Source organism: Stenotrophomonas sp. TWI587, from assembly GCF_039674145.1.
GTDB classification, from domain to species: domain Bacteria; phylum Pseudomonadota; class Gammaproteobacteria; order Xanthomonadales; family Xanthomonadaceae; genus Stenotrophomonas; species Stenotrophomonas maltophilia_AY.
In genome coordinates, this window is sequence record NZ_JBDJMW010000001.1 from 568,720 (window position 1) to 588,160 (window position 19,441).

The window sequence follows — 19,441 nt, forward strand, 5'->3', positions numbered from 1 at the left end:
CGACTGGGTCACAGTCGGTGCCGTATGGTCAGCGCAGGCGCCGGGCTTCAGCGATCTGGCGGCGATGCAGGCGGAACAAATGTCGCTCCAGCGCCATTTCCAGCGCATCGCTCAGGCCTTCGAAGCGCAGCCACAGATAATGCGCGCCAGCGCCGTTGGCAGCCTCGGCCACGATCACCACGGGCAGATCGATATGGTCGGGCAGCCACTCGCAGGGCTGCAGCCGGATCACGCCCTGACTGCCCGTCGCGGCGCCGGTACGCATGCCCTGTTCAATCCGGATGCCCCGACGGGACCAGCGCAGCGGACGCAGCGGCAGATCCTGGGCGCTCTGGCGGACCAGCCGGCCCAGCAGCACCATCACCAGGTCCAGCTTGGCTTCCAGCCGCTGCACCTGCAGCGTGGCGTCGCTGCGGTCGTCGTGCCCGTCATCGCTGCGGGCATCTTCCACCAGGGCCACACTGCGCAGCAGGGTTTCGGCGGTGCCAGGGCGGATCACCGCGCTGCCGATGCGGAACTCGGCCGGCAGCGCCAGTTCGCAGCTCAGCGTCTCATCGAACAGCTCGCTTTCGGCGGGGTGATGAATCTCGCTGGTGCGAAGGTCGGTCATGACAGGGATTCTGCCGTCAGATACGCATGCGCGGCGCGAAGCGACTGGCGGCCATTGTGGATGTGCCGGCTGGCTTCTTCGCGCTGGCGCATCATGAACAGCATGATGCGCTGCTGGCGTGCCTGCAGCGAGGACAGGCCCGGGACGTCGAACAATGCCGACGGGCCGGCCAGGTACCTGGTCTGGGCGGCATCGAGGGCGTCCAGCTGCAGGCCGGCCTCATCGAAGTTCTCTTCCTGCAGCGCCGTCTCCAGAGCATCCAGACGGGCGTTGAGCGAGCCCAGCGACGTCATGGGGTGGCCTGCTCAGCGTGGCGCTGCTGGTGCGGGATCGCATTCCAGGCCGCATCGATCTCGCCGAGCAGTTCCAGCGCCTCGGTCAGTGCGGCCGGATCGTTGTGCAGATTCGCTTCGGTCAGGCGCTGCATCACGTAGTCGTACAGCGAGGACAGATTGCCGGCGATCTCGCCACCGGCTTCATGGTCCAGCGAGCCGTTGAGGTGACCAACGATCGCGCAGACCTCGCCGATGGCTTTGCCCTTGCGCGCCTGGTCGCCGCGTTCCAGGCAGGCCAGGGCGAGTCGAAGTCGTTCGCAGGCACCGGCGAGCAGCAGCGCGACCAGCTTGTGCGGGTCGGCATCGGTGATGGCGCTCTGTACGCCGACCTGACGGTACTGCTCGGTGAATTGACGGTTGGAACCGTACATCAATCATGTCTCCTTCGTTCGGGGCCGCGAGGTTCGCGACATCGTCGGCACCGGGTGGAGCCTGCGGGGTGTCCTGCGTGTGGTATCGGCAGCGGACCGGTTCAACTTGAGTCCGCTGCCGTGATCGATCAGCCGCCGAGCTGCGAGAGCTGCGTGGTCAGGCTCGTCATCGACTGACTCATTTTGCTCATGAGTGCATCCAGTGCCAGGAACTGCTTTTTGTAACGCTCGGACACGCCTTCCATGCGGACGTCCAGGGCTTTGCGGCGCTTGTCGATGTCGGTCAGCGTCGCGTTGATGCCCTTGGTGCGCGATACAAACGCCCCTTCCTTGCCTACAGCAGTGCTGACGTAGCCGTCGACCACGGCGAAAAGTTTGGCGGCCGCACCGTCATCGCCAGTCAAAGCCTCACGGACCGCGCCACCCTGATTGACCAGCGCGGCGTCGAACTTCGCGGTGTCCAGCACCAGGCTGCCATCGGCATTCGGATAGCCCCGGGTCTGAAGCCCCAGCGTCTTGGGATCCAGGCCGGCCGCCGACAGATCCTTCAGGATGCCTCCCATGAGGCCACGCAGCTGGCTCGAGGCGCCGCGCATCTGCGCATCGCCGGTCAGGGACGAGGGCTCCTTGTTCTCGATGTCGTACTTGGTCGCGGTGTTGATCGCAGCGATTGCGCCGTTGTAGGCGGTCACGAAGTCCTGCATCACCTTGCGCGCTGCGGCGGCATCGGTGGTGATGGTGACGGTGCTTTCGCCCTCTTTCTTCAGATTCAGTGTGAGGCCGGGTATAACGCTGCTGACGGTGTTTTCGCTGCTGGTGACGGCCACACCATCGATGGTCAACTCCGCGTCTGCTGCTTTCGTATGCTCCTTCAGGCTCCCAGCGAGCGCGACCAGCTTGGGATTGCCTGCGTCTGCAGTCAGCTTGATTGCATTGGCGGCGCCGGACTTCCCTTGCGACAGCGACAAGTACTGACTGTCGCCTGAAGCGATCAGCGTTGCCTGCACCCCGGACGCGCGACCCGCTTTTTCGATCTTGGTGCGGATCGAGCTGAGCGTGTCATCCGCGGCCACGTCGATGTTCAACGTCTTCTGCTTGTCGCCCTCTCCGACAGTCAGTGTCAGGGTTCCGGCACCAAACGTCTCGGTTTTCGGCAGTGCCGTGTCAGCGATCCACTTGTTGGCCGTGGCGAGTTTCGTCACGTTGATGAGATGGGTGCCAGCTGCAGCGGCATTGGTGCCGGTGGCTGTCAAAATCTCGTCAGTGCCGGATTTGCTGGCGGTTACCGTTCGCGCATCGAACGCGGTCTCGGCCTTCAGCGCTTTCAGCGCCGTATTAAGGGTGTCGAACGCAGATTTTACCGTACCGATCGCCGAGAGCTGCATCTTGGCCTTGGACTGCTGCAGGTTCAGTGCATTGTCCGCCGGCTTGCGATCGGCAGCCACCAGGCTGCTGACCATGCCGGAAATATCGAGTCCTGAACCGATGCCGCCGTAACCGAAGTCCGCCACGTTGTATCTCCTGTGTGTTGCCGCTGCCACATGGTGCAGGGCGATGCCATCAACGAAATTAGCGGCCGTAGCCGCCGGGTCTTTAGAACTCTCGTTGATGCAGGAGTTGTGCCAGCAACTTGGCGCCGGGTTTGGCACGGCGGTTGCAGGTAGCTTGGGGCAGGGCGGCGATGCGCGCTCATGCCAGAGGGTCTGCAAAAAACCCTCCTCCAATGCAGAGGAGGGGTCAGGCTACTGAAAAACGGGGGGAGACGAAGCCACCCGGGGTGTTCAGTCAAACAACCAGCGCTGATAACAGTTCTGCCGCAGGGGCGGGCCATGGCCACGAAGATGTGGCGACCTGGAGAGAGTCCGGCTCATGGCCATGGCCCGTTCCTGCGTGACGATTGCGATGCTTCGAGTTGTCCCCGCCGCCAGCCGAAGTCGGCGGCGGGGACGATGCAGGCGTGGATCAGCGCAGCAGGCTGAGCACGTTCTGCGGCACCTGGTTGGCCTGGGCCAGCATGGCCGTACCGGCCTGCTGCAGGATCTGGGTGCGGGTCAGTTCGGCGGTTTCCTTGGCGAAATCCGTGTCCTTGATGCGGCTACGCGACGCGGACAGGTTTTCGGTCGAGGTCTGCAGATTGGCCACCACCGAGGTGAAGCGGTTCTGGATGGCGCCGAGGTCTGCACGGGTGCTGTTGATGGATTCCAGTGCGTTGTCGACGAGCGACAGCGCCTTCTGGGCACCGGCAACCGAGGAGATGTCCAGATCGATGACATTCTCGGTTGCGGCGGCGGTGGCGGACACTGCGAAGCCTGCGTCAGCAGTGCCGAAGTCGCCAGTCGCGTCGTCCCACTCGGCCACGGTCAGTGCCACCGTGCCTGCCACGGTGTCATCGACGCCATCGGCGAGGTCGCCGCCAGCCTTGACCTGCGTCAAGGTAATTGCCGTGCCATCATCGCTGATGGTGGCGAGAATGCCCGTTTCGCCCAGCTTGGAGTTGACTGCCGTCACGGCAGCGCGATTGAAATCGGCTTCCGAACCACCCGCCGCAACCTCTACCTTGCCTAGGTCGATGGTGCTTACGCTGCCGTCAGCACCGGTGACGCTGACAGTGCCGGTGATCTGAGAGCGTTCGGTCGGCAGGGTAGCGCCGATCGATGCCATTTCCGCGGATTTGAAGCTGGAGGTGCCGAGCTTAGCGGTAGTGGCGTTAACCACCTTGTCGATAGCAATGGCCTGGCCGGCATTGGCACCGACCTGGAACAGCTGGCTGGAGAACGAGCCGTCCAGCAGCTTGGTGCCGTTGAACTCGGACTGCTTGGCAACACGGTCGATTTCGCTGACCAGCTGGGTCACTTCGGCCTGCAGGGCCTTGCGGTCGCTGGCGGAGTTGGTGGCGTTGGAGGCCTGCACAGCCAGTTCGCGGACGCGCTGCAGGTTGTTACCGATTTCGCTCAGCGAGCCTTCGGCGACCTGGGCCAGCGAGATACCGTCGTTGGCATTTCGGATGGCGACGTCTGTACCGCGGATCTGGGTGCCGAAGCGTTCCGAGATTGCCAGGCCTGCGGCGTCGTCTTTGGCGCTGTTGATGCGCGAACCCGACGACAGGCGCTGGATGGTGGTGGCCAGGGAGCTGCCGCTGGTGCTCAGGTTACGCTGAGCATTCAACGACATCGTGTTGGTGTTGATGACTTGTGCCATGGTGCAATTCCTTTGGCGAAGGTAAGGCCGAATTCAGAGTCCGAGCGCAGTCATTGACTGCGCTCGGCTGTCACTCTGGCGCGGATCAGCGCAGCAGGCTGAGCACGTTCTGCGGCACCTGGTTGGCCTGGGCCAGCATGGCCGTACCGGCCTGCTGCAGGATCTGGGTGCGGGTCAGTTCGGCAGTTTCCTTGGCGAAATCCGTGTCCTTGATGCGGCTACGCGACGCGGACAGGTTTTCGGTCGAGGTCTGCAGATTGGCCACCACCGAGGTGAAGCGGTTCTGGATGGCGCCGAGGTCTGCACGGGTGCTGTTGATGGATTCCAGTGCGTTGTCGACGAGCGACAGCGCCTTCTGGGCACCGGCAACCGAGGAGATGTCCAGATCGATGACATTCTCGGTTGCGGCGGCGGTGGCGGACACTGCGAAGCCTGCGTCAGCAGTGCCGAAGTCGCCAGTCGCGTCGTCCCACTCGGCCACGGTCAGTGCCACCGTGCCTGCCACGGTGTCATCGACGCCATCGGCGAGGTCGCCGCCAGCCTTGACCTGCGTCAAGGTAATTGCCGTGCCATCATCGCTGATGGTGGCGAGAATGCCCGTTTCGCCCAGCTTGGAGTTGACTGCCGTCACGGCAGCGCGATTGAAATCGGCTTCCGAACCACCCGCCGCAACCTCTACCTTGCCTAGGTCGATGGTGCTTACGCTGCCGTCAGCACCGGTGACGCTGACAGTGCCGGTGATCTGAGAGCGTTCGGTCGGCAGGGTAGCGCCGATCGATGCCATTTCCGCGGATTTGAAGCTGGAGGTGCCGAGCTTAGCGGTAGTGGCGTTAACCACCTTGTCGATAGCAATGGCCTGGCCGGCATTGGCACCGACCTGGAACAGCTGGCTGGAGAACGAGCCGTCCAGCAGCTTGGTGCCGTTGAACTCGGACTGCTTGGCAACACGGTCGATTTCGCTGACCAGCTGGGTCACTTCGGCCTGCAGGGCCTTGCGGTCGCTGGCGGAGTTGGTGGCGTTGGAGGCCTGCACAGCCAGTTCGCGGACGCGCTGCAGGTTGTTACCGATTTCGCTCAGCGAGCCTTCGGCGACCTGGGCCAGCGAGATACCGTCGTTGGCATTTCGGATGGCGACGTCTGTACCGCGGATCTGGGTGCCGAAGCGTTCCGAGATTGCCAGGCCTGCGGCGTCGTCTTTGGCGCTGTTGATGCGCGAACCCGACGACAGGCGCTGGATGGTGGTGGCCAGGGAGCTGCCGCTGGTGCTCAGGTTACGCTGAGCATTCAACGACATCGTGTTGGTGTTGATGACTTGTGCCATGAGGAAGGGTCCTTGAGCAGTTGCACGTGAGTTGGGTTAGACGCCCCTGACGTGCTTCAGGAGCGGCTCATGTCAGCGCTGCAGCAGGCTGAGCACGTTCTGGGGTACCTGGTTGGCCTGGGCCAGCATCGCCGTACCGGCCTGCTGCAGGATCTGGGTGCGGGTCAGTTCCGCAGTTTCTTTTGCGAAATCGGTATCGCGGATGCGGCTGCGGGAGGCCGACAGGTTTTCCGAGGAGGTCTGCAGGTTCGCGACCACGGAGGTGAAGCGGTTTTGGATGGCGCCGAGGTCGGCGCGGACGCTGTTGACCGATTCGAGCGCCTTGTCGACAATTTCCAGCGCCTGCTGGGCACCTTCAGCAGTGGTGACATTCAGGTCCTGAACGAAGCTGCTCGTGACACCTGTCAGACTTCCGCCATCTGCATCAGCGGTGTCCAGACCAACGAGAGCCAGGTCGGTAACAGGCGTCGGAACAGGATCCGTCGATGTCGAGTCGGGGCCTGCCATGTCAAGCGCGAAGCTCTGGCCGGCTTTCACGGAGGTGAGGCTGATCACCCCCTTGTCCACCTTGGCCATGACACCCGTTTCGCCAAGCTTGCTATTGATCGCGGCGGCGGTGGCGGCCGTGATCGATTCGCCGGCCTTTACCTTGATATCACCGATGTTGATCGGGGTTGCGGTGCCACCTTCGGAGGTGACGACAATCTGCAGTTTGGAGAACACCGAATCAGCAGTGGCCGCATCGTCGGTAGCCAGGCTGGTCCCCTCGTAAACATTTGCAAAGCTCGCTGCACCCAGCGAATCCGCCTTGGCATTCACAACGCTGTTGATGGCGATGGCCTGACCCGCATTCGCGCCCACCTGGAACAGCTGGCTGGTGAAGCTGCCGTCGAGCAGCTTGGTGCCGTTGAAGTCAGCCTGCTTAGCGACGCGGTCGATCTCGCTCACCAGCTGGGTCACTTCGGCCTGCAGCGCTTTGCGGTCGCTGGTCGAGTTAGTGGCGTTGGAAGCCTGCACGGCCAGTTCACGGATACGCTGAAGGTTGTTGCCGACTTCGTTCAGCGAACCTTCGGCGACCTGCGCCAACGAAATGCCGTCGTTGGCATTGCGGATGGCGACATCGGTGCCGCGGATCTGGGTGCCGAAGCGCTCGGAGATCGCCAGGCCTGCGGCGTCGTCTTTTGCGCTGTTGATGCGCAGGCCCGACGACAGGCGCTGGATGGTGGTAGCGAGCGAGCTGCCGCTGGTGCTCAGGTTGCGCTGAGCGTTGAGCGACATCGTATTGGTGTTGATTACCTGTGCCATGGATCGTCTCCCTTATTGGAATCCTGGTGGTGAAAGGAACGAAGCGCCGCCGTTTTTTTGTTTTTGGCTGTGTGCTTCGCTGTTGCCAAATCAATAACGGCGCTTTGTCAACAACCTTTAGGAGGAGATTCACGCTGATTTACAGGGAGGAGGGGGGCGGCTACTCCACGGTCATCCGGGAGCTCCCGCGGTTCGTGTGAGCCGTCGCGGGATACCGTGAAACGAGGCTGGGTGGCTTTAGGGGGCCATTCTTAGCGCGCCGCGAGCGTCGTCGTAGTGCTACTCAGGCCTGGTCATCGATATGCCCGGCCCCAAAACGAAAAGGCCGCGATGCTTAAAGCATCGCGGCCTTCAGGCCAACCCAGGTTGTAAGGGCGATCAGCGGATCGTGTTGAACAGCGACATCTGCTGCATCTGCGAGAACAGGGTCTGTGCCGCCTGCAGGGCGGTCTTTTCCAGCTGGTACTGGCTCAACGCATCGGCGTAGTCCACGTCGCGCATCTGCGACAGCGTGGTCTTGAGCGTCACGACATTCGATTCGCGCATGTCCGCCGCGTTATCCAGCATTTTCAGCTGGGCACCGCCGGATGCGCGTGAGTCGATCATCCGCTCGGAGGCACGGGCCACGTCGCGCAGGCCGCTCTGCAGCAGGTTCTGCTGGGCTGCCTGCTGGGCAGGGGTGCCCGTGTCCATCTTCAGGGCGCCGATCAGCGAATCCAGGGTGCTGAAGATGTCGCGGCTGGAGGACGGGCTTACTTCGAAGGTGTCACCGGCCGCTGGCACGCCGTCGATATGCAGGCGCACGCCGTTGACCACGATGTCGTCCCCGGTCTTCAGGCTCCCGGTGGAGACCACGGTGCCGCCGGCATCGACCAGTTCGTAGGCATCGGCGGCGGTGAAGCGCACGCTGAAGCCCTCGCCATTCCAGCCGCCGTCGCCATTGCGGGTGACGTTGGTGAGCACGCCGGTGCCGGTGTTGCCGGTGGCCGCCGCGGCATCCACATGCCCATCGCCGGTGACGATGCGCATGAAGATCTCGCTGCCGGGCAGGGCGTCGAGCACGTAGGTGTCCGGGCCGACCTCGACCTGGCGCTGGTTCTGGTCGCCGTTGTAGATGATCCGTCCATCGATCTGGCTGAAGGGCGGGCTGCCGTCATCGGTGCCACCGAATACATAGCGGCCGGTGCCGTCGGTACTGTTGGCCACCGCCAGCAGATTGCCGCGGATCGCTTCGATTTCCGTGACCATGGATTGCTTGTCAGCCGCGGCCAGCGCCGGGTTGTTGGCGTAGATGGTCAGCTCGGTGATGCGGCCCATCATGTCGCCGACCTGGGCCAACGCGTTTTCCTGAACGCCCAGCCGGTTCTGCACGTTGCCGGCGTTGAGCTGCATGCGGTCCAGCGAAGCCAGGGTGCGGTCCAGGCCGACCGCGCTGCCGGCCGAGACCGGATCGTCCTTGGCGGTCACGATCTTGCTGCCGGTGGCGATCTGCCGCTCCAGGTGGTTCATTTTGGCCTGTGAAGCGAGCATCAGCGATACCGACTGACTGAACATCATGCCGGTGGAAATACGATTGTTCATGAGCGTACGGCTCCGAGGATCGTCTGGAACATGGTGTCGGCGGTGGAGATCAGCTGCGAGGCGGCCTGGTAGGCCTGCTGCAGACGCAGCATGTCCGAGGCTTCTTCATCCAGGTTGACGCCGGAGATCGAGTCCCGGGCGGCCTGGGCCTGGTCGGTGATCACCTGCTGGGCCATCAGGGAGTACTCGGCCGACCGGGCGGCGGCGCCGACCTGGGTGGTCAGGCCGCCAAGGGCGCCACTGAGGGTGACCGTGCCTTCGTTGAACGCCTTGGCCTGCTCGACCTTGGCCAGCAGCAGCGCGTTGCTGTTGTCCGAGGAGCCAGCCGGGGTCGGCCCGATGTTGAAGGTGTCGCCGGTCTTGGGCGCGCCGTCGAGGACGAAGCTCCAGCCGTTGGCGGTGATGGTCTGGCCAGCCGTATAGGTGTTCGGGCCTACGCCATCGATGGTGTACTCGGTGGCACTGGTAAACACGATCGCTGCCGGATTGCGCAGCGCGGCATTGTCAGCGTCGGTCACCTTGACCCCGGTCAGCTTGCCGGTGCCGGTGTTGGCCATCGCGGCGGTGCCCTTGATCGGGGCAGCCGCGGCCAGGCGGGAGGTGTCGGTGATCGCAACTTCCATGCTGCCGGCCACGCCTGCGGTGGGCTGCAGCAGGAAGCGGTCGTCGGTGGACGGGGTGCCGGTCATGACCAGCTCGACGCCGTTGAGCACCAGCGGGTCGGCAGCGGTGCCGGTGCCGGTCATCGGGATACTGGCGCCGGTGTCGGCACGCGAGGCCAGCCACTGGGTGCCGTCGAACTTCATCACGATGTTCTGGCCGTCCAGCTTGGCCAGATCGCCGAAGCGCGCGGTCATCTGGGCGGTGCCGGCATTGTTGCTGTTGGCGGTGATGCGCGGGTTACCGATGTTGAAGAAGTCGCCGGCCATCTGGCCGTAAAGATCGGCACCCTGGCGGTGGACGTCGTTGAAGCTGCTGGCCATGCCGATCGCCAGCTTGCCGAGCTCGGCCTGGGCCGGCGTGAGCACCGTGTCGCGGAACTCCAGCAGGCCGCCGATCTGGCCGCCGAGCGTCTTGGGCTCGATGGTGATCTTCTGGCCCTGGCTCTCCAGCGCCAGCTGCAGGCGCTCGGGCTGGTAGGGGTCGGTGACGGTGGTGACCCTGGAGGCCGTGGTGCCTACCACCAGCGCTTGGCCGCCGGCGGTGTAGACGTTCATCAGCCCGCCGTCCTGCATCACCGCGTTGCCGCCGGTGTAGCCGACCAGGTTGGCGATCAGTTCATCGCGGCGGTCCAGCAGGTCCGGGGCGGCCGTGGCGGCGTTGCCACCGATCGCACCGTTAAGCTGGGCGATTTCCTTGGCCAGCCGGTTGATCTCGGTGGCACCGGCGATCAGGCCGTTGTTGACCTCGCCGTTGAGGTTGTTGAGCTGGGTGTTGAGCTGCTGGAAGCGGCCGGACAGGGTCTTGCCCGCATCCAGCACGTTCTGGCGGTCGGCGCTGCCGGAGGCATTGGAGGACAGGCCGCTGACGGAGTCGAAGAAGTTCGACCACACACCAGCGACGTTGGTGGCGGTGTCGGAGAACATCGCGTCCACGCGGTCGGCCATGGTGGACAGCTGCTTCAGGCGCGCCAGTTCGCCGCTGCCGTCGAGCAGGCGCGAGATCGCCAGCTGGTCGGCCACGCGACGCACGTCGGTGATGCGGGTGCCGTTGCCGACGTCGCCATACCCGTAGTTCTGCGGGTTGGCGGTGGCGAAATCCACCTTCTGCCGGCTGTAGCCCGGCGTCTTGATGTTGGCGACGTTATGGCTGGTGGTCGCCAGGGCGCGCTGGAACGCGAGCAGGGCGCTGGTGCCGGTGGAGAGAACGCTGGACATGGATTACCTCAACGACGGATGACACCCAGCCCGGTCGGGCTGGCGGTGCTGGCAAAAGTGCGACCCAGGCGCTGGCCGGCATCGGTCACGGCCGCGACGGCGCGTTCGATGGTCGGGCCGCCGGCAATCGCGGCGATCTTGGCGGCATAGGTCGGGTCGGTGGCGTAGCCGGCGCGCTGCAGGCCCTGCGCGAAGCTGCGGACGTCGCTGCCGGCCTGGAGGGCGTTCTGGTAACGCGGGCTGGTCTTCAGCAGGCGAACGTAATCGGCGAAGCTCTCGCCCACCGAGTTGTAGGCGCGGAAGCTGGCGGTTTCGTTACGGCGTACGCCATTGACGTACTCGTGGGTGCCGCTGGTGGCGCGCTCGCCCTGCCAACCGTTGGCCTTGATCCCGAACAGGTTGTGCGAGCTGTCACCGCCACTGCGGCGCACCAGCTTGCGGCCCCAGCCCGTTTCCAGGGCAGCCTGGGCGACCAGCGCCTTGGCGTCCACGCCCAGTTCGCGGGCGGCCTGCTGGGCATGGCCCCAGATGCTGGCGACGAAGCCGGCCGGGGTGTGCGGACCCAGTTCCGCAGCCGCGGTGGAGGCGGCCAGGCTGTCGACCGCGCTGGGGCCTGCGGCGGCCGTGCGGTTGACGTCCTGCCAGCGATCGTCGGCCATCGCCCAGTTGGTGCTGGCTGGATCGGCCTCGGCAGCGGCGGCGTAGGGGTCACGACTGCCGATCGCCTCGTGCATCTGGCTGCTCTCGCGCCCGGCGATCAGGTCCAGCGCGCGCTCCATCGGCTGCAGGACCGCCGACGGCTCGCTGCCGCCCAGCTGCTGCAGCAGATCCACTTCACTGGGCACCACCGGCGCGGTCGCTGCCGGCAGCGGCAGGCCAGCGGCGGCCGGGGCATTGAGGCGGTAGGCGCGCAGTGCGGCGGCCGGGTTGAGCGAGGTATCCACCGGCTTGGCGGTCTCGCCTTCGCCGCCACCGAGCTGGCGCGCGATCATGCTGGACAGGCCCAGCCCGCGGCCGCGGGTCATCGCGTCGGCGATCTTCTGGTCGTACATCTCGCGGAACATGGTGTTTTCGCCGGGGAACAGCGAATCGCCGAAGCTGGCCTCACGCATGCTCTTGATCAGCATCTGGGCGAACTGGCCCTCCAGCTGGCGGGCGACCTTGTCGACCTTGGCCGGGCTGTTGGGTTGGGCGGGGTTGAGTTCCAGCGCCGGTTGAATGCGCATGTCAGATCACCTCCAGCTCGGCACTCAGCGCGCCGGCCTGCTTGAGGGCTTCCAGGATGGCGATCAGATCGCCCGGGGCCGCGCCGACGGCGTTCACCGCGTGCACGATTTCATCCAGGGTGGTGCCGCCATTGAACTTGAACATGCGGCTGCCATCGGCGGTCGCGGTGATCGTCGACTGGGGCGTGACCGCCGTCTGGCCGCCGCTGAAGGCGCCCGGCTGGCTCACGTTGAGGTTCTCGTTGATGGTGACGGTCAGCGAGCCATGCGAGATCGCCGCCGCGCCCACACGCACCTGGGAACCGATCACCACGGTGCCGGTACGCGAGTTGACCACCACCTTGGCCGGCGCGCTGCCCGGGGTGAGTTCCAGGTTCTCGATACGCGCCAGCAGGCCGATGCGTGCGCCCGGATCGGACGGCGATTGCACCGAGACGGTCACGCCATCGATGGCACGGGCAGCGCCTTCGCCGAAGGCATTGTTCAACGCCGCCACCATGCGCGAGACCGTGGTGAAGTCGTTCTTGTGCAGGTTCAAGGTGATGTCGCCGCCACCGCTGAACACGTCCGGCAGCGCGCGTTCGACGGTGGCGCCGTTGGGAATGCGGCCGACGCTGGGCACGTTGACCGAGACGCGCGAGCCATCCTTGCCCTGCACGCCGAAGCCGCCGACGATCAGGTTGCCCTGGGCGATCGCATAGACCTGCCCGTCGGCACCGCGCAGTGGTGCCATCAGCAGCGAGCCGCCGCGCAGCGAGACCGCGTTGCCCACCGAGGAGACGGTGATGTCGATCGGCTGGCCAGGCTTGGCAAACGGCGGCAGCTCGGCGTGGATCGCCACGGCCGCCACGTTCTTCAGCTGCGGATTGACGTTGGCCGGCACGTTGACGCCCAGTTCGCCGAGCAGGTTCTTCAGGCTCTGCACGGTGAAGGGGGCCTGGCTGGTGCGGTCGCCGCTGCCATCCAGGCCGACCACCAGGCCGTACCCGACCAGCGCGTTGCCGCGCACGCCGCCAACCTGCGCCAGATCCTTGATGCGCTCGGCGGAGGCGGGCGCAACCACCGCGAACATGGCCAGCAGCGCCAGCAGCGCCCGCGTCGCGCCGTGCGACACCACGCGTCGTTGCTTCGACGTGTAGAGCGACGCGATGCGTCGCTGCCCGAACAGGGAAAGGAAGAAGGTCATGTCAGGCTCAGTACGGCGACAGCGCCGAGTTGAAGAAGCGGCTCAACCAGCCCATCGCGTTGGACTGGGCGATCGGGCCACGGCCGCCATACACGATGCGGGCATCGGCAACGCGGCTGGAGGGAATGGTGTTGTCCGGGAAGATGTCCGCCGCGCGCACGATGCCCTGCACCTGCACCAGCTCATCGCCACGGTTCAGGCGCAGGTTCTTGGCGCCCTGTACCACCAGGTTGCCGTTGGGCAGGCGCTGGATCACGGTGACGGTCACGTTGCCCTGCAGGCGGTTGCTCTGCGCACTGGTGCCCTTGCCGGTGAAGTCGCGCGAACCTGCGGCGCTGGCGCTGAGGATGTCCTTGCCGCCCAGCGTGACCGGCGCGCCGAAGATCGTCGGGGTGCCGATGCTCAGCTCCGACTCTTTCGAGGTGGAGGTGTTGGCGGTGGTCTGCGCGGTGGTGTTCTCGGTCAGCGTGATCGTGAGCAGGTCGCCCACATCGCGTGCCCGGCGGTCGGAGTACAGCTGCAGCCCGGGGCCGGCGGCGTAGATCGCGCCGGCGGTGGCTTCGGCGGACGGCGGCATGACGGGGGTGACCGGAGCCATGGCCGGATACGGACGGACATCGCCGGCAATCACGCAGCCACTCAGCGTGGCGACGATCACGGCGGCGGTGAGCAGGCGGAGGGTAGGGGCAAGACGCGACATGGCAGGTTCCCGGTTCGACCGATCAGACGTTCTGGTTGAGGTAGCCGAGCATGGCGTCGGTGGTGGAAATCGCCTTGGCATTCATTTCGTAGGCGCGCTGGGTTTCGATCATGGAGACCAGCTCTTCCACCACGTTGACGTTGCTGCCTTCCAGCGCACCCTGCACCACGGTGCCCAGGCCGTTGAGGCCGGGATTGCCGTTCTGGGCCGGGCCCGAAGCGGTGGTTTCCAGGAACAGGTTTTCACCGCGGGCCTGCAGGCCGGCCGGATTGACGAAGTCGGTCAGGGTCAGCGCGCCGATTTCCACGGTGGCGGCGTCGTCGGCCATCTTCACGCTGATGGTGCCGTCGGTACCGATGGTCAGCGACTGCGCGCCTTCCGGAATCTGGATGCCCGGCTGCACCGGGTAGCCGCTGTTGGTGACCAGCTCGCCATCCTGGTTGCGCTGGAACGAGCCATCACGGGTGTAGGCCGAGGAGCCGTCCGGCATCTGCACTTCAAAGAAGCCGCGGCCGTTGACCATCACGTCCAGCGCGCGGCCGGTCTGCTGCTGGCTGCCCTGCTCGAAGTTCTTTGCGGTGGCGACCACACGCACACCGGTACCCAGCTGCAAGCCCGAGGGCAGCTGCGTCTGGGCGGAGGAGGCGCCACCCGGCTGACGAACCTGCTGGTACAGCAGGTCTTCGAAGCTGGCACGGTCCTGCTTGAAACCGGTGGTGTTGGTGTTGGCGAGGTTGTTGGAAACCACCGACATGCGCGTCTGCTGCGCATCCAGTCCGGTTTTGGCGATCCACAATGCCTGGTTCATGGCGTCATTCCTGTGTTGTAGCGGATGGCCGCGTGGCGCGGCCCTTGTGAAGGTCAATGCATGGCGCGTGCCACAACGGCGCCGGGATTACGTCGCAGGCGGCAATCAGCCGCCCAGGCGCAGCAGGCTGTTGGCGCTGCGGGCGTTGTCGTCGCCGTGCTTGATGACCTTGACCTGCATTTCGTACTGGCGCTGCAGCTGGATCATCTGCACCAGCGCACCGGCCGCGTCGACATTGCTGCCTTCCAGCTGGCCGCTTTCCAGCGATTTGCCCTGGGCCTGCACGAACGGCTGCTGCGGATCGGTATTGCGCATCAGCCCATCCAGGCCGCGTTCCAGCCGGGCGTCCTCGGCCTGCACCACGCGGATGCGGCCGATGTTGGCCATGGTCTGCGGGCCTTCGCCCAGCGGGATGATCGAGATCGTGCCGTCGTTGCCGATATCCATGGCCTGGTGCGGGGGCACCGCCAGCGGATTGCCGTTCTCATCAAGCACTGGATGGCCGCCGGCGGTGACCAGCTGGCCATTGGGCGTGATCGACAGTGCCGCACCACGGGTGTACGCCTCACCGCCGTTGGCACCGGGCGCCTGCACGGCCAGCCAGTTGCCGGCCTGCAGGGACAGATCCAACGGGTTGCCGGTGAGCTGCTGTGCGCCCATCCGGCGGTTGAAGCCGGCGTCGACGTGCATCGCATCCACGCGCGAGGCGTAGCCGGTCCCCTTCACCGGGTAGGCCTCGGTATTGGCGAGTGCCTCCTTGAAGCCGGGGGTGTCGGTGTTGGCCAGGTTGTGCGACAGCGTGCCCTGCGCCTGCAGGGAGGCGCGTGCACCGGTCATCGCGACGTAGAGTGCCTTGTCCATCGGTGGTGTAGTCCCGTGTTGCGGTCAGTGGCTCATCAACGCAGGTTGATGATGGTCTGGGTGATCTGGTCCTGCGTGGAGACCATTTGCGAGTTCGCCTGGAAGTTGCGCTGGGCGGTGATCATGTTGACCAGCTGCTCGGTCAGGTCGACCGTGGAGGCTTCCAGCGAACCGGCCTGGACCTTGCCCAGGTTGGAGCTGTCCGGCGCGCCGGTACGCGGGGTGCCGGAGTTGAAGGTTTCCACCCACAGGTTGTTGCCCTTGGCTTCCAGGCCCTGCGCGTTGTTGAAGGTGGTCAGCGCGACCTGGCCCAGCGGACGGTCATCGCCGTTGGAGTAACGCGCGTAGACGACGCCTTCTTCGGACACGGTGATTTCGTTGAGCTTGCCGGCCGCGTAGCCGTCCTGCTGGGTGTTGCGCAGGGCGAACTTCTCGCCGTACTGGGTCGAGCCGCTGATATCCAGGGTCAGCGACAGATCGCCGGCGCCGGTGGTCGGGCTGAACGCGGTGAACGCGATCTTGCCGTTGGCCGGGTTGGTCAATGCACCCGATTCGTTGAAGGCCATCGGCGTTGCGGCGCCGACCTGCTGGCCGTCGACGAAGTTGTAGACCTGCCACTGGTTGGTGGTTGCGGTCTTGACGAAGTACGAGGTCTGGGTGTGGCTGACGCCCAGCGAGTCGTACACGGTGATGCCACCGGTCGAATGGTTGTAGCTGTTCGAATCGGCCGGATCAAAGTCGGTGACCGTCGGCGGCTTGGCATTGGCCGGCAGGGTGAAGCTGATGTTGACGCCGGTGGTCTGCTTGGGCGGGCTGTCAGTGGTCAGCAGCTGCAGATCGGTCAGGCGGCCGGCATCGAAGTTGGTGCCGTCGGCGTTGGGTGCGAACACCTGCAGGCGTGCACCCTGCGGGTTGATCACGTAGCCGGCCTGGTCGGTCTGGAAGTTGCCGGCGCGCGAGTACACGCGGGCGCCGTTCATGGTCATGGTGAAGAAGCCCTCACCGGAAATGGCCATGTCCAGGCTGCGCCCGGTCTGCTCGTTGTTGCCCTGCGAGAACTGCTGGGCGACGTTGGTCAGGCGCACGCCCGAGCCGACCGCGTTCTTGGACAGGCCGTAGCTGGTGGCCGAGAACAGATCGGCGAACTCGGCGCGCGACTGCTTGAAGCCGGTGGTGTTGACGTTGGCGATGTTGTTCGCCGTGACGTTCAGATCGGCATTGGCTGCGTTGATGCCGGACAACGAGACGTTGAAGCCCATGGGTTGCTCCTGTGGATTCGGGTGGTGCGGCTCAGCTGATGCGGAGCACGTAGTCGATCGGGGCCGTGCCCAGACCCTTGAGGTTGAGGTACAGGCCGTCCGTGCCGACCGTGACGCTCTCTACCGGGGCCTGCACATAGGTGTTGAGCTTGGTCTTGGTGCCGGCGGTATCGGTATGGGAGGCGGCGATGGTGTAGGTGCCTTCGGCCATGCGGTTGCCATTGGCGTCCTTGCCGTCCCAGTCGAAGGTGACTTCGCCGGAGGCCTTGGCTTCCACGCTGATCTGGTTGACCTTCACGCCGTTGGCATCGGTGATGTCCACCGTCACGAAGCCGGCGCCGGGCGCGGCCACCATGCCGGTGACGTCGCCGTCCTTCTCCAGCGCGAGCTTCTCCGAGGGCACCAGCACTTCGTGACCCACCAGGGCCGCGCCGCGCAGGATCTGGTCGCTGGACATCGAATCCTGGAAGCCTTTGACCGTGTTGTTGAGGTCGGTGATGCCCTGGACCTGCGACAGCTGCGCCATCTGCGCGACCATCTGGGTGTTGTCCATCGGCTTGAGCGGATCCTGGTGACGCAGCTGCTCGGTCATCAGGCGCATGAAGTCGGCCTGGTCCAGCGTGCTCTTTTTCTTGCTGGTGTCGCTGTTGGGTGCGTTCAGGCCCAGCGCGGTGTAGATGTCGCTGTTGTTCTGGCCAACGCCATTGGTGGTGCTCATGGGGGTCGATTCCTGGGGAGTGAGGGTCAGCGACCCATGGTCAGCGTGGCCAGCGCCAGTTCCTTGGCGGTGGTCAGCATCTCCACGCCCGCCTGGTAATTGCGCGAGGTCGAGATCAGGTTGACCATCTGCGCGACCGGGTCGACGTCGGGCTGGTAGATGTAGCCATCGGCATCGGCCAGCGGGTGGCCCGGCTCGTAGCGCTGGATCGGCGCGGCGTTGCTCTGGCTGATCTCCTTGACCTGCACCGTGGTGATGTTCGGGTCGGTGCGGCTGGTGACCGACTGGAAGATCGGCTCCAGCGGCTTGTAGACCGCATCGGCCGAACCGGCGACGGTATCGGCGTTGGAGAGGTTGGAGGCGATGGTGCTCATGCGCACGGACTGCGCCTGCAGCGCGGAACCGGCGATATCGAAAATGGGCAGGTTGCTCATGGCTTATTGCCCCGTGATCGCGGTGAGCATCGAGCGCACCTTGGATTCGACGAAGCTCAGCGAAGCGCGGTACTCCAGCGCAGCGCGGCCGTAAGCGGCGCGTTCGGCATCCGGGTCGACGGTATTGCCGTCGATGCTCGGCTGCACGCCTTCTTTGGCGATCTGGAACGGGTTCAACCCGCCGCCGATCTCATAATGCTTTTCGTTGGTGGTTTTCATCAGGCCGTTTGCATCCAGGCCCTGGGCATTACGCAACGCGGCATCGAAATCCAGGTCCTGGGCCTTGTAGCCGGGGGTATCGGCGTTGCTCAGGTTGCTGGCGATCAGCTTCATCCGCTGCTCGCGCAACGGCATGGCCTGGGCATGGACACCCAGATAGTTGGAAATCAGATTGGGCATGGCGCACTCCCACGGGACGATGCCAGGGGCAGTGCAAGCGGCGTGCCAGAGGGCAGGGCGAGAAGGTACCTGGCGGCATGTTCACGCCAGGGAATTCACCACGCCAGGGCAAGGGGGCCATGCCCCGGGGTAGATCCACGCCATGCGTGGATGAGCAGGCCATGCCCCGGGTGTGCATCCACGCGACGCATGGATGCCGTAAACCCACCGGGGGAAGGACGCCGACGCCAGCGCCAGCCGCCCCTCATGCCGCCATCGCGACCTTCTTCAGGCGGTCCAGCAGGAAGTCCGCCAGCTCATGCGGCGAGTACTTGGCCACGAACGCATTCGCGCCCACCCGCTCGACCATCGCATTGTTGAACACGCCCGACAGCGAGGTATGCAGCAGCACGTACAGGCCAGCCAGGCCCGGGTGACGCCGGATTTCCGTCGTCAGGGTATAGCCGTCCATCGCCGGCATCTCGATGTCGGAGATCACCATGGCATAGCGCTCGGCCGGGTTTTCCCCCGAGGCGTGGATCTGCAGCAGGTGGTCCAGCGCCTGCTTGCCGTCCGAGAGCAGGGTCGCCCCGACCCCCAGCTGGTCCAGAACGCTGCGGATCTGCTGGCGGGCCACGCGCGAGTCGTCCACCACCAGTACCTGCATCGGCGGGGCATCGGCCGGCAGTGCCATCGAGGGATCCAGCACGGCCTCACCGCGGACTTCGGCGATGTCGGCCAGCACGCTTTCCACGTCGATGACCTGGATGAGCTCGCCCTGGAAGCGGGTTACCGCAGTCAGATAGCTCGACTCGGCGCCCAGTTCCGGCGGCGGGTGGATGTCTTCCACGGCAATGTTGACGATGCGTTCGACACCGCTCACCAGGAAGCCCTGGATGGAACGGTTGAACTCGGTCACCACCAGGTAGCCCGGTGCCTTGTCGGCATCGGGTTCACGCTCGGGGTGTCCGATCGCCAGGCCCAGGTCCAGCACCGGCACCGAGCGGCCACGGACATCGGCCACACCGGCGAACTGGCTGGGCAGCCCCGGCACCTGGAACAAGCCAGGGCGCCGCAGGACTTCCTGCACCTTGAACACATTCACGCCAAAAAGCTGACGTCCACCCAGCCGAAACAGCAGCAGGGCCAGACGATTGTGGCCGGCCAGTCGCGTACGCTGGTCGATGCGGTTGAGCAGGTCATGGGACATGGACTTGGTATCGGCGGCACCGGCGGCGACTTGAGTGCCGTGCACGCAGCAGTTCGGCATGAC

At 65.1% G+C, this 19,441-nt stretch carries 19 protein-coding genes; all 19 read right to left on the reverse strand.

Annotation, left to right across the window (positions count from 1 at the left end; translation table 11 throughout):
- Positions 1-28: 28 nt before the first annotated feature.
- The 19 genes from ABE464_RS02625 to ABE464_RS02715 all read right to left on the reverse strand — a co-directional run bounded on the left by ABE464_RS02625 (position 29) and on the right by ABE464_RS02715 (position 19,378).
- The gene (locus tag ABE464_RS02625; protein WP_346470602.1) at positions 29-610 is read right to left on the reverse strand and encodes a PilZ domain-containing protein; all 582 of its coding nucleotides are present in this window, start codon (positions 608-610) and stop codon (positions 29-31) included.
- Positions 607-903, reverse strand: coding sequence for a hypothetical protein (locus tag ABE464_RS02630; protein ID WP_346470603.1), 297 nt, complete (start codon positions 901-903; stop codon positions 607-609). Before ABE464_RS02630 ends, ABE464_RS02625 begins: the two co-directional genes overlap by 4 nt.
- A complete protein-coding gene (fliS, locus tag ABE464_RS02635; RefSeq protein ID WP_123729210.1) occupies positions 900-1,316 on the reverse strand; it encodes a flagellar export chaperone FliS in 417 nt (138 codons plus the stop codon). The genes ABE464_RS02630 and fliS overlap by 4 nt, the downstream gene beginning before the upstream one ends.
- Before the next feature lie 128 nt (positions 1,317-1,444).
- A complete protein-coding gene (gene fliD / locus ABE464_RS02640; protein WP_346468339.1) occupies positions 1,445-2,827 on the reverse strand; it encodes a flagellar filament capping protein FliD in 1,383 nt (460 codons plus the stop codon).
- A gap of 451 nt (positions 2,828-3,278) precedes the next feature.
- On the reverse strand, positions 3,279-4,514 hold the full coding sequence (locus tag ABE464_RS02645) for a flagellin (protein WP_346470604.1): 1,236 nt from the start codon (positions 4,512-4,514) through the stop codon (positions 3,279-3,281).
- A gap of 85 nt (positions 4,515-4,599) precedes the next feature.
- The gene (locus tag ABE464_RS02650) at positions 4,600-5,835 is read right to left on the reverse strand and encodes a flagellin (protein ID WP_346470604.1); all 1,236 of its coding nucleotides are present in this window, start codon (positions 5,833-5,835) and stop codon (positions 4,600-4,602) included.
- Positions 5,836-5,907: 72 nt separating this feature from the next.
- Positions 5,908-7,140 carry a flagellin gene (locus ABE464_RS02655; RefSeq protein WP_346470605.1) on the reverse strand — a complete coding sequence of 411 codons (1,233 nt, stop codon included), beginning with the start codon at positions 7,138-7,140 and terminating at the stop codon, positions 5,908-5,910.
- Between the two features lie 378 nt (positions 7,141-7,518).
- Positions 7,519-8,721 (reverse strand): flagellar hook-associated protein FlgL, encoded by a 1,203-nt coding sequence (gene flgL, locus ABE464_RS02660; protein WP_346470606.1) that lies wholly within the window; start codon positions 8,719-8,721, stop codon positions 7,519-7,521.
- Positions 8,718-10,598 carry a flagellar hook-associated protein FlgK gene (flgK, locus tag ABE464_RS02665; protein ID WP_346470607.1) on the reverse strand — a complete coding sequence of 627 codons (1,881 nt, stop codon included), beginning with the start codon at positions 10,596-10,598 and terminating at the stop codon, positions 8,718-8,720. The genes flgL and flgK overlap by 4 nt, the downstream gene beginning before the upstream one ends.
- An 8-nt stretch (positions 10,599-10,606) precedes the next feature.
- Complete coding sequence (gene flgJ / locus ABE464_RS02670) at positions 10,607-11,824, reverse strand: flagellar assembly peptidoglycan hydrolase FlgJ (protein ID WP_346470608.1); 1,218 nt, start codon at positions 11,822-11,824, stop codon at positions 10,607-10,609.
- 1 nt (position 11,825) lies between these two features.
- A complete protein-coding gene (locus ABE464_RS02675) occupies positions 11,826-12,896 on the reverse strand; it encodes a flagellar basal body P-ring protein FlgI (protein WP_346470693.1) in 1,071 nt (356 codons plus the stop codon).
- Positions 12,897-13,017: 121 nt separating this feature from the next.
- Positions 13,018-13,710 (reverse strand): flagellar basal body L-ring protein FlgH, encoded by a 693-nt coding sequence (gene flgH, locus ABE464_RS02680; RefSeq protein ID WP_346470609.1) that lies wholly within the window; start codon positions 13,708-13,710, stop codon positions 13,018-13,020.
- Between the two features lie 22 nt (positions 13,711-13,732).
- Positions 13,733-14,518 (reverse strand): flagellar basal-body rod protein FlgG, encoded by a 786-nt coding sequence (flgG, locus tag ABE464_RS02685; protein ID WP_123729220.1) that lies wholly within the window; start codon positions 14,516-14,518, stop codon positions 13,733-13,735.
- 105 nt (positions 14,519-14,623) lie between these two features.
- The gene (locus tag ABE464_RS02690; protein WP_346470610.1) at positions 14,624-15,379 is read right to left on the reverse strand and encodes a flagellar basal body rod protein FlgF; all 756 of its coding nucleotides are present in this window, start codon (positions 15,377-15,379) and stop codon (positions 14,624-14,626) included.
- A 35-nt stretch (positions 15,380-15,414) separates the two neighbouring features.
- On the reverse strand, positions 15,415-16,638 hold the full coding sequence (gene flgE, locus ABE464_RS02695; protein ID WP_346470611.1) for a flagellar hook protein FlgE: 1,224 nt from the start codon (positions 16,636-16,638) through the stop codon (positions 15,415-15,417).
- 31 nt (positions 16,639-16,669) lie between these two features.
- Positions 16,670-17,356, reverse strand: coding sequence for a flagellar hook capping FlgD N-terminal domain-containing protein (locus ABE464_RS02700; RefSeq protein WP_346470612.1), 687 nt, complete (start codon positions 17,354-17,356; stop codon positions 16,670-16,672).
- Positions 17,357-17,382: 26 nt separating this feature from the next.
- Entirely contained in the window at positions 17,383-17,790 is a 408-nt protein-coding gene (flgC, locus tag ABE464_RS02705) for a flagellar basal body rod protein FlgC (protein WP_088435081.1), read from the reverse strand.
- Between the two features lie 3 nt (positions 17,791-17,793).
- Positions 17,794-18,189 (reverse strand): flagellar basal body rod protein FlgB, encoded by a 396-nt coding sequence (gene flgB / locus ABE464_RS02710; protein WP_088435082.1) that lies wholly within the window; start codon positions 18,187-18,189, stop codon positions 17,794-17,796.
- A gap of 244 nt (positions 18,190-18,433) precedes the next feature.
- Positions 18,434-19,378 carry a chemotaxis protein gene (locus ABE464_RS02715; protein ID WP_346470694.1) on the reverse strand — a complete coding sequence of 315 codons (945 nt, stop codon included), beginning with the start codon at positions 19,376-19,378 and terminating at the stop codon, positions 18,434-18,436.
- Between the last annotated feature and the right edge of the window lie 63 nt (positions 19,379-19,441).

Bases quoted from the DNA above. Each gene is read 5' to 3' on its own strand.
- ABE464_RS02625 (WP_346470602.1), bottom strand. From the start codon at position 610: ATGACCGACCTTCGCACCAGCGAGATTCATCACCCCGCCGAAAGCGAG.
- ABE464_RS02630 (WP_346470603.1), bottom strand. From the start codon at position 903: ATGACGTCGCTGGGCTCGCTCAACGCCCGTCTGGATGCTCTGGAGACG.
- fliS (WP_123729210.1), bottom strand. From the start codon at position 1,316: ATGTACGGTTCCAACCGTCAATTCACCGAGCAGTACCGTCAGGTCGGC.
- ABE464_RS02645 (WP_346470604.1), bottom strand. From the start codon at position 4,514: ATGGCACAAGTCATCAACACCAACACGATGTCGTTGAATGCTCAGCGT.
- ABE464_RS02650 (WP_346470604.1), bottom strand. From the start codon at position 5,835: ATGGCACAAGTCATCAACACCAACACGATGTCGTTGAATGCTCAGCGT.
- ABE464_RS02655 (WP_346470605.1), bottom strand. From the start codon at position 7,140: ATGGCACAGGTAATCAACACCAATACGATGTCGCTCAACGCTCAGCGC.
- flgL (WP_346470606.1), bottom strand. From the start codon at position 8,721: ATGAACAATCGTATTTCCACCGGCATGATGTTCAGTCAGTCGGTATCG.
- flgK (WP_346470607.1), bottom strand. From the start codon at position 10,598: ATGTCCAGCGTTCTCTCCACCGGCACCAGCGCCCTGCTCGCGTTCCAG.
- flgJ (WP_346470608.1), bottom strand. From the start codon at position 11,824: ATGCGCATTCAACCGGCGCTGGAACTCAACCCCGCCCAACCCAACAGC.
- ABE464_RS02675 (WP_346470693.1), bottom strand. From the start codon at position 12,896: ATGTTCGCGGTGGTTGCGCCCGCCTCCGCCGAGCGCATCAAGGATCTG.
- flgH (WP_346470609.1), bottom strand. From the start codon at position 13,710: ATGTCGCGTCTTGCCCCTACCCTCCGCCTGCTCACCGCCGCCGTGATC.
- flgG (WP_123729220.1), bottom strand. From the start codon at position 14,518: ATGAACCAGGCATTGTGGATCGCCAAAACCGGACTGGATGCGCAGCAG.
- ABE464_RS02690 (WP_346470610.1), bottom strand. From the start codon at position 15,379: ATGGACAAGGCACTCTACGTCGCGATGACCGGTGCACGCGCCTCCCTG.
- flgE (WP_346470611.1), bottom strand. From the start codon at position 16,638: ATGGGCTTCAACGTCTCGTTGTCCGGCATCAACGCAGCCAATGCCGAT.
- ABE464_RS02700 (WP_346470612.1), bottom strand. From the start codon at position 17,356: ATGAGCACCACCAATGGCGTTGGCCAGAACAACAGCGACATCTACACC.
- flgC (WP_088435081.1), bottom strand. From the start codon at position 17,790: ATGAGCAACCTGCCCATTTTCGATATCGCCGGTTCCGCGCTGCAGGCG.
- flgB (WP_088435082.1), bottom strand. From the start codon at position 18,189: ATGCCCAATCTGATTTCCAACTATCTGGGTGTCCATGCCCAGGCCATG.
- ABE464_RS02715 (WP_346470694.1), bottom strand. From the start codon at position 19,378: ATGTCCCATGACCTGCTCAACCGCATCGACCAGCGTACGCGACTGGCC.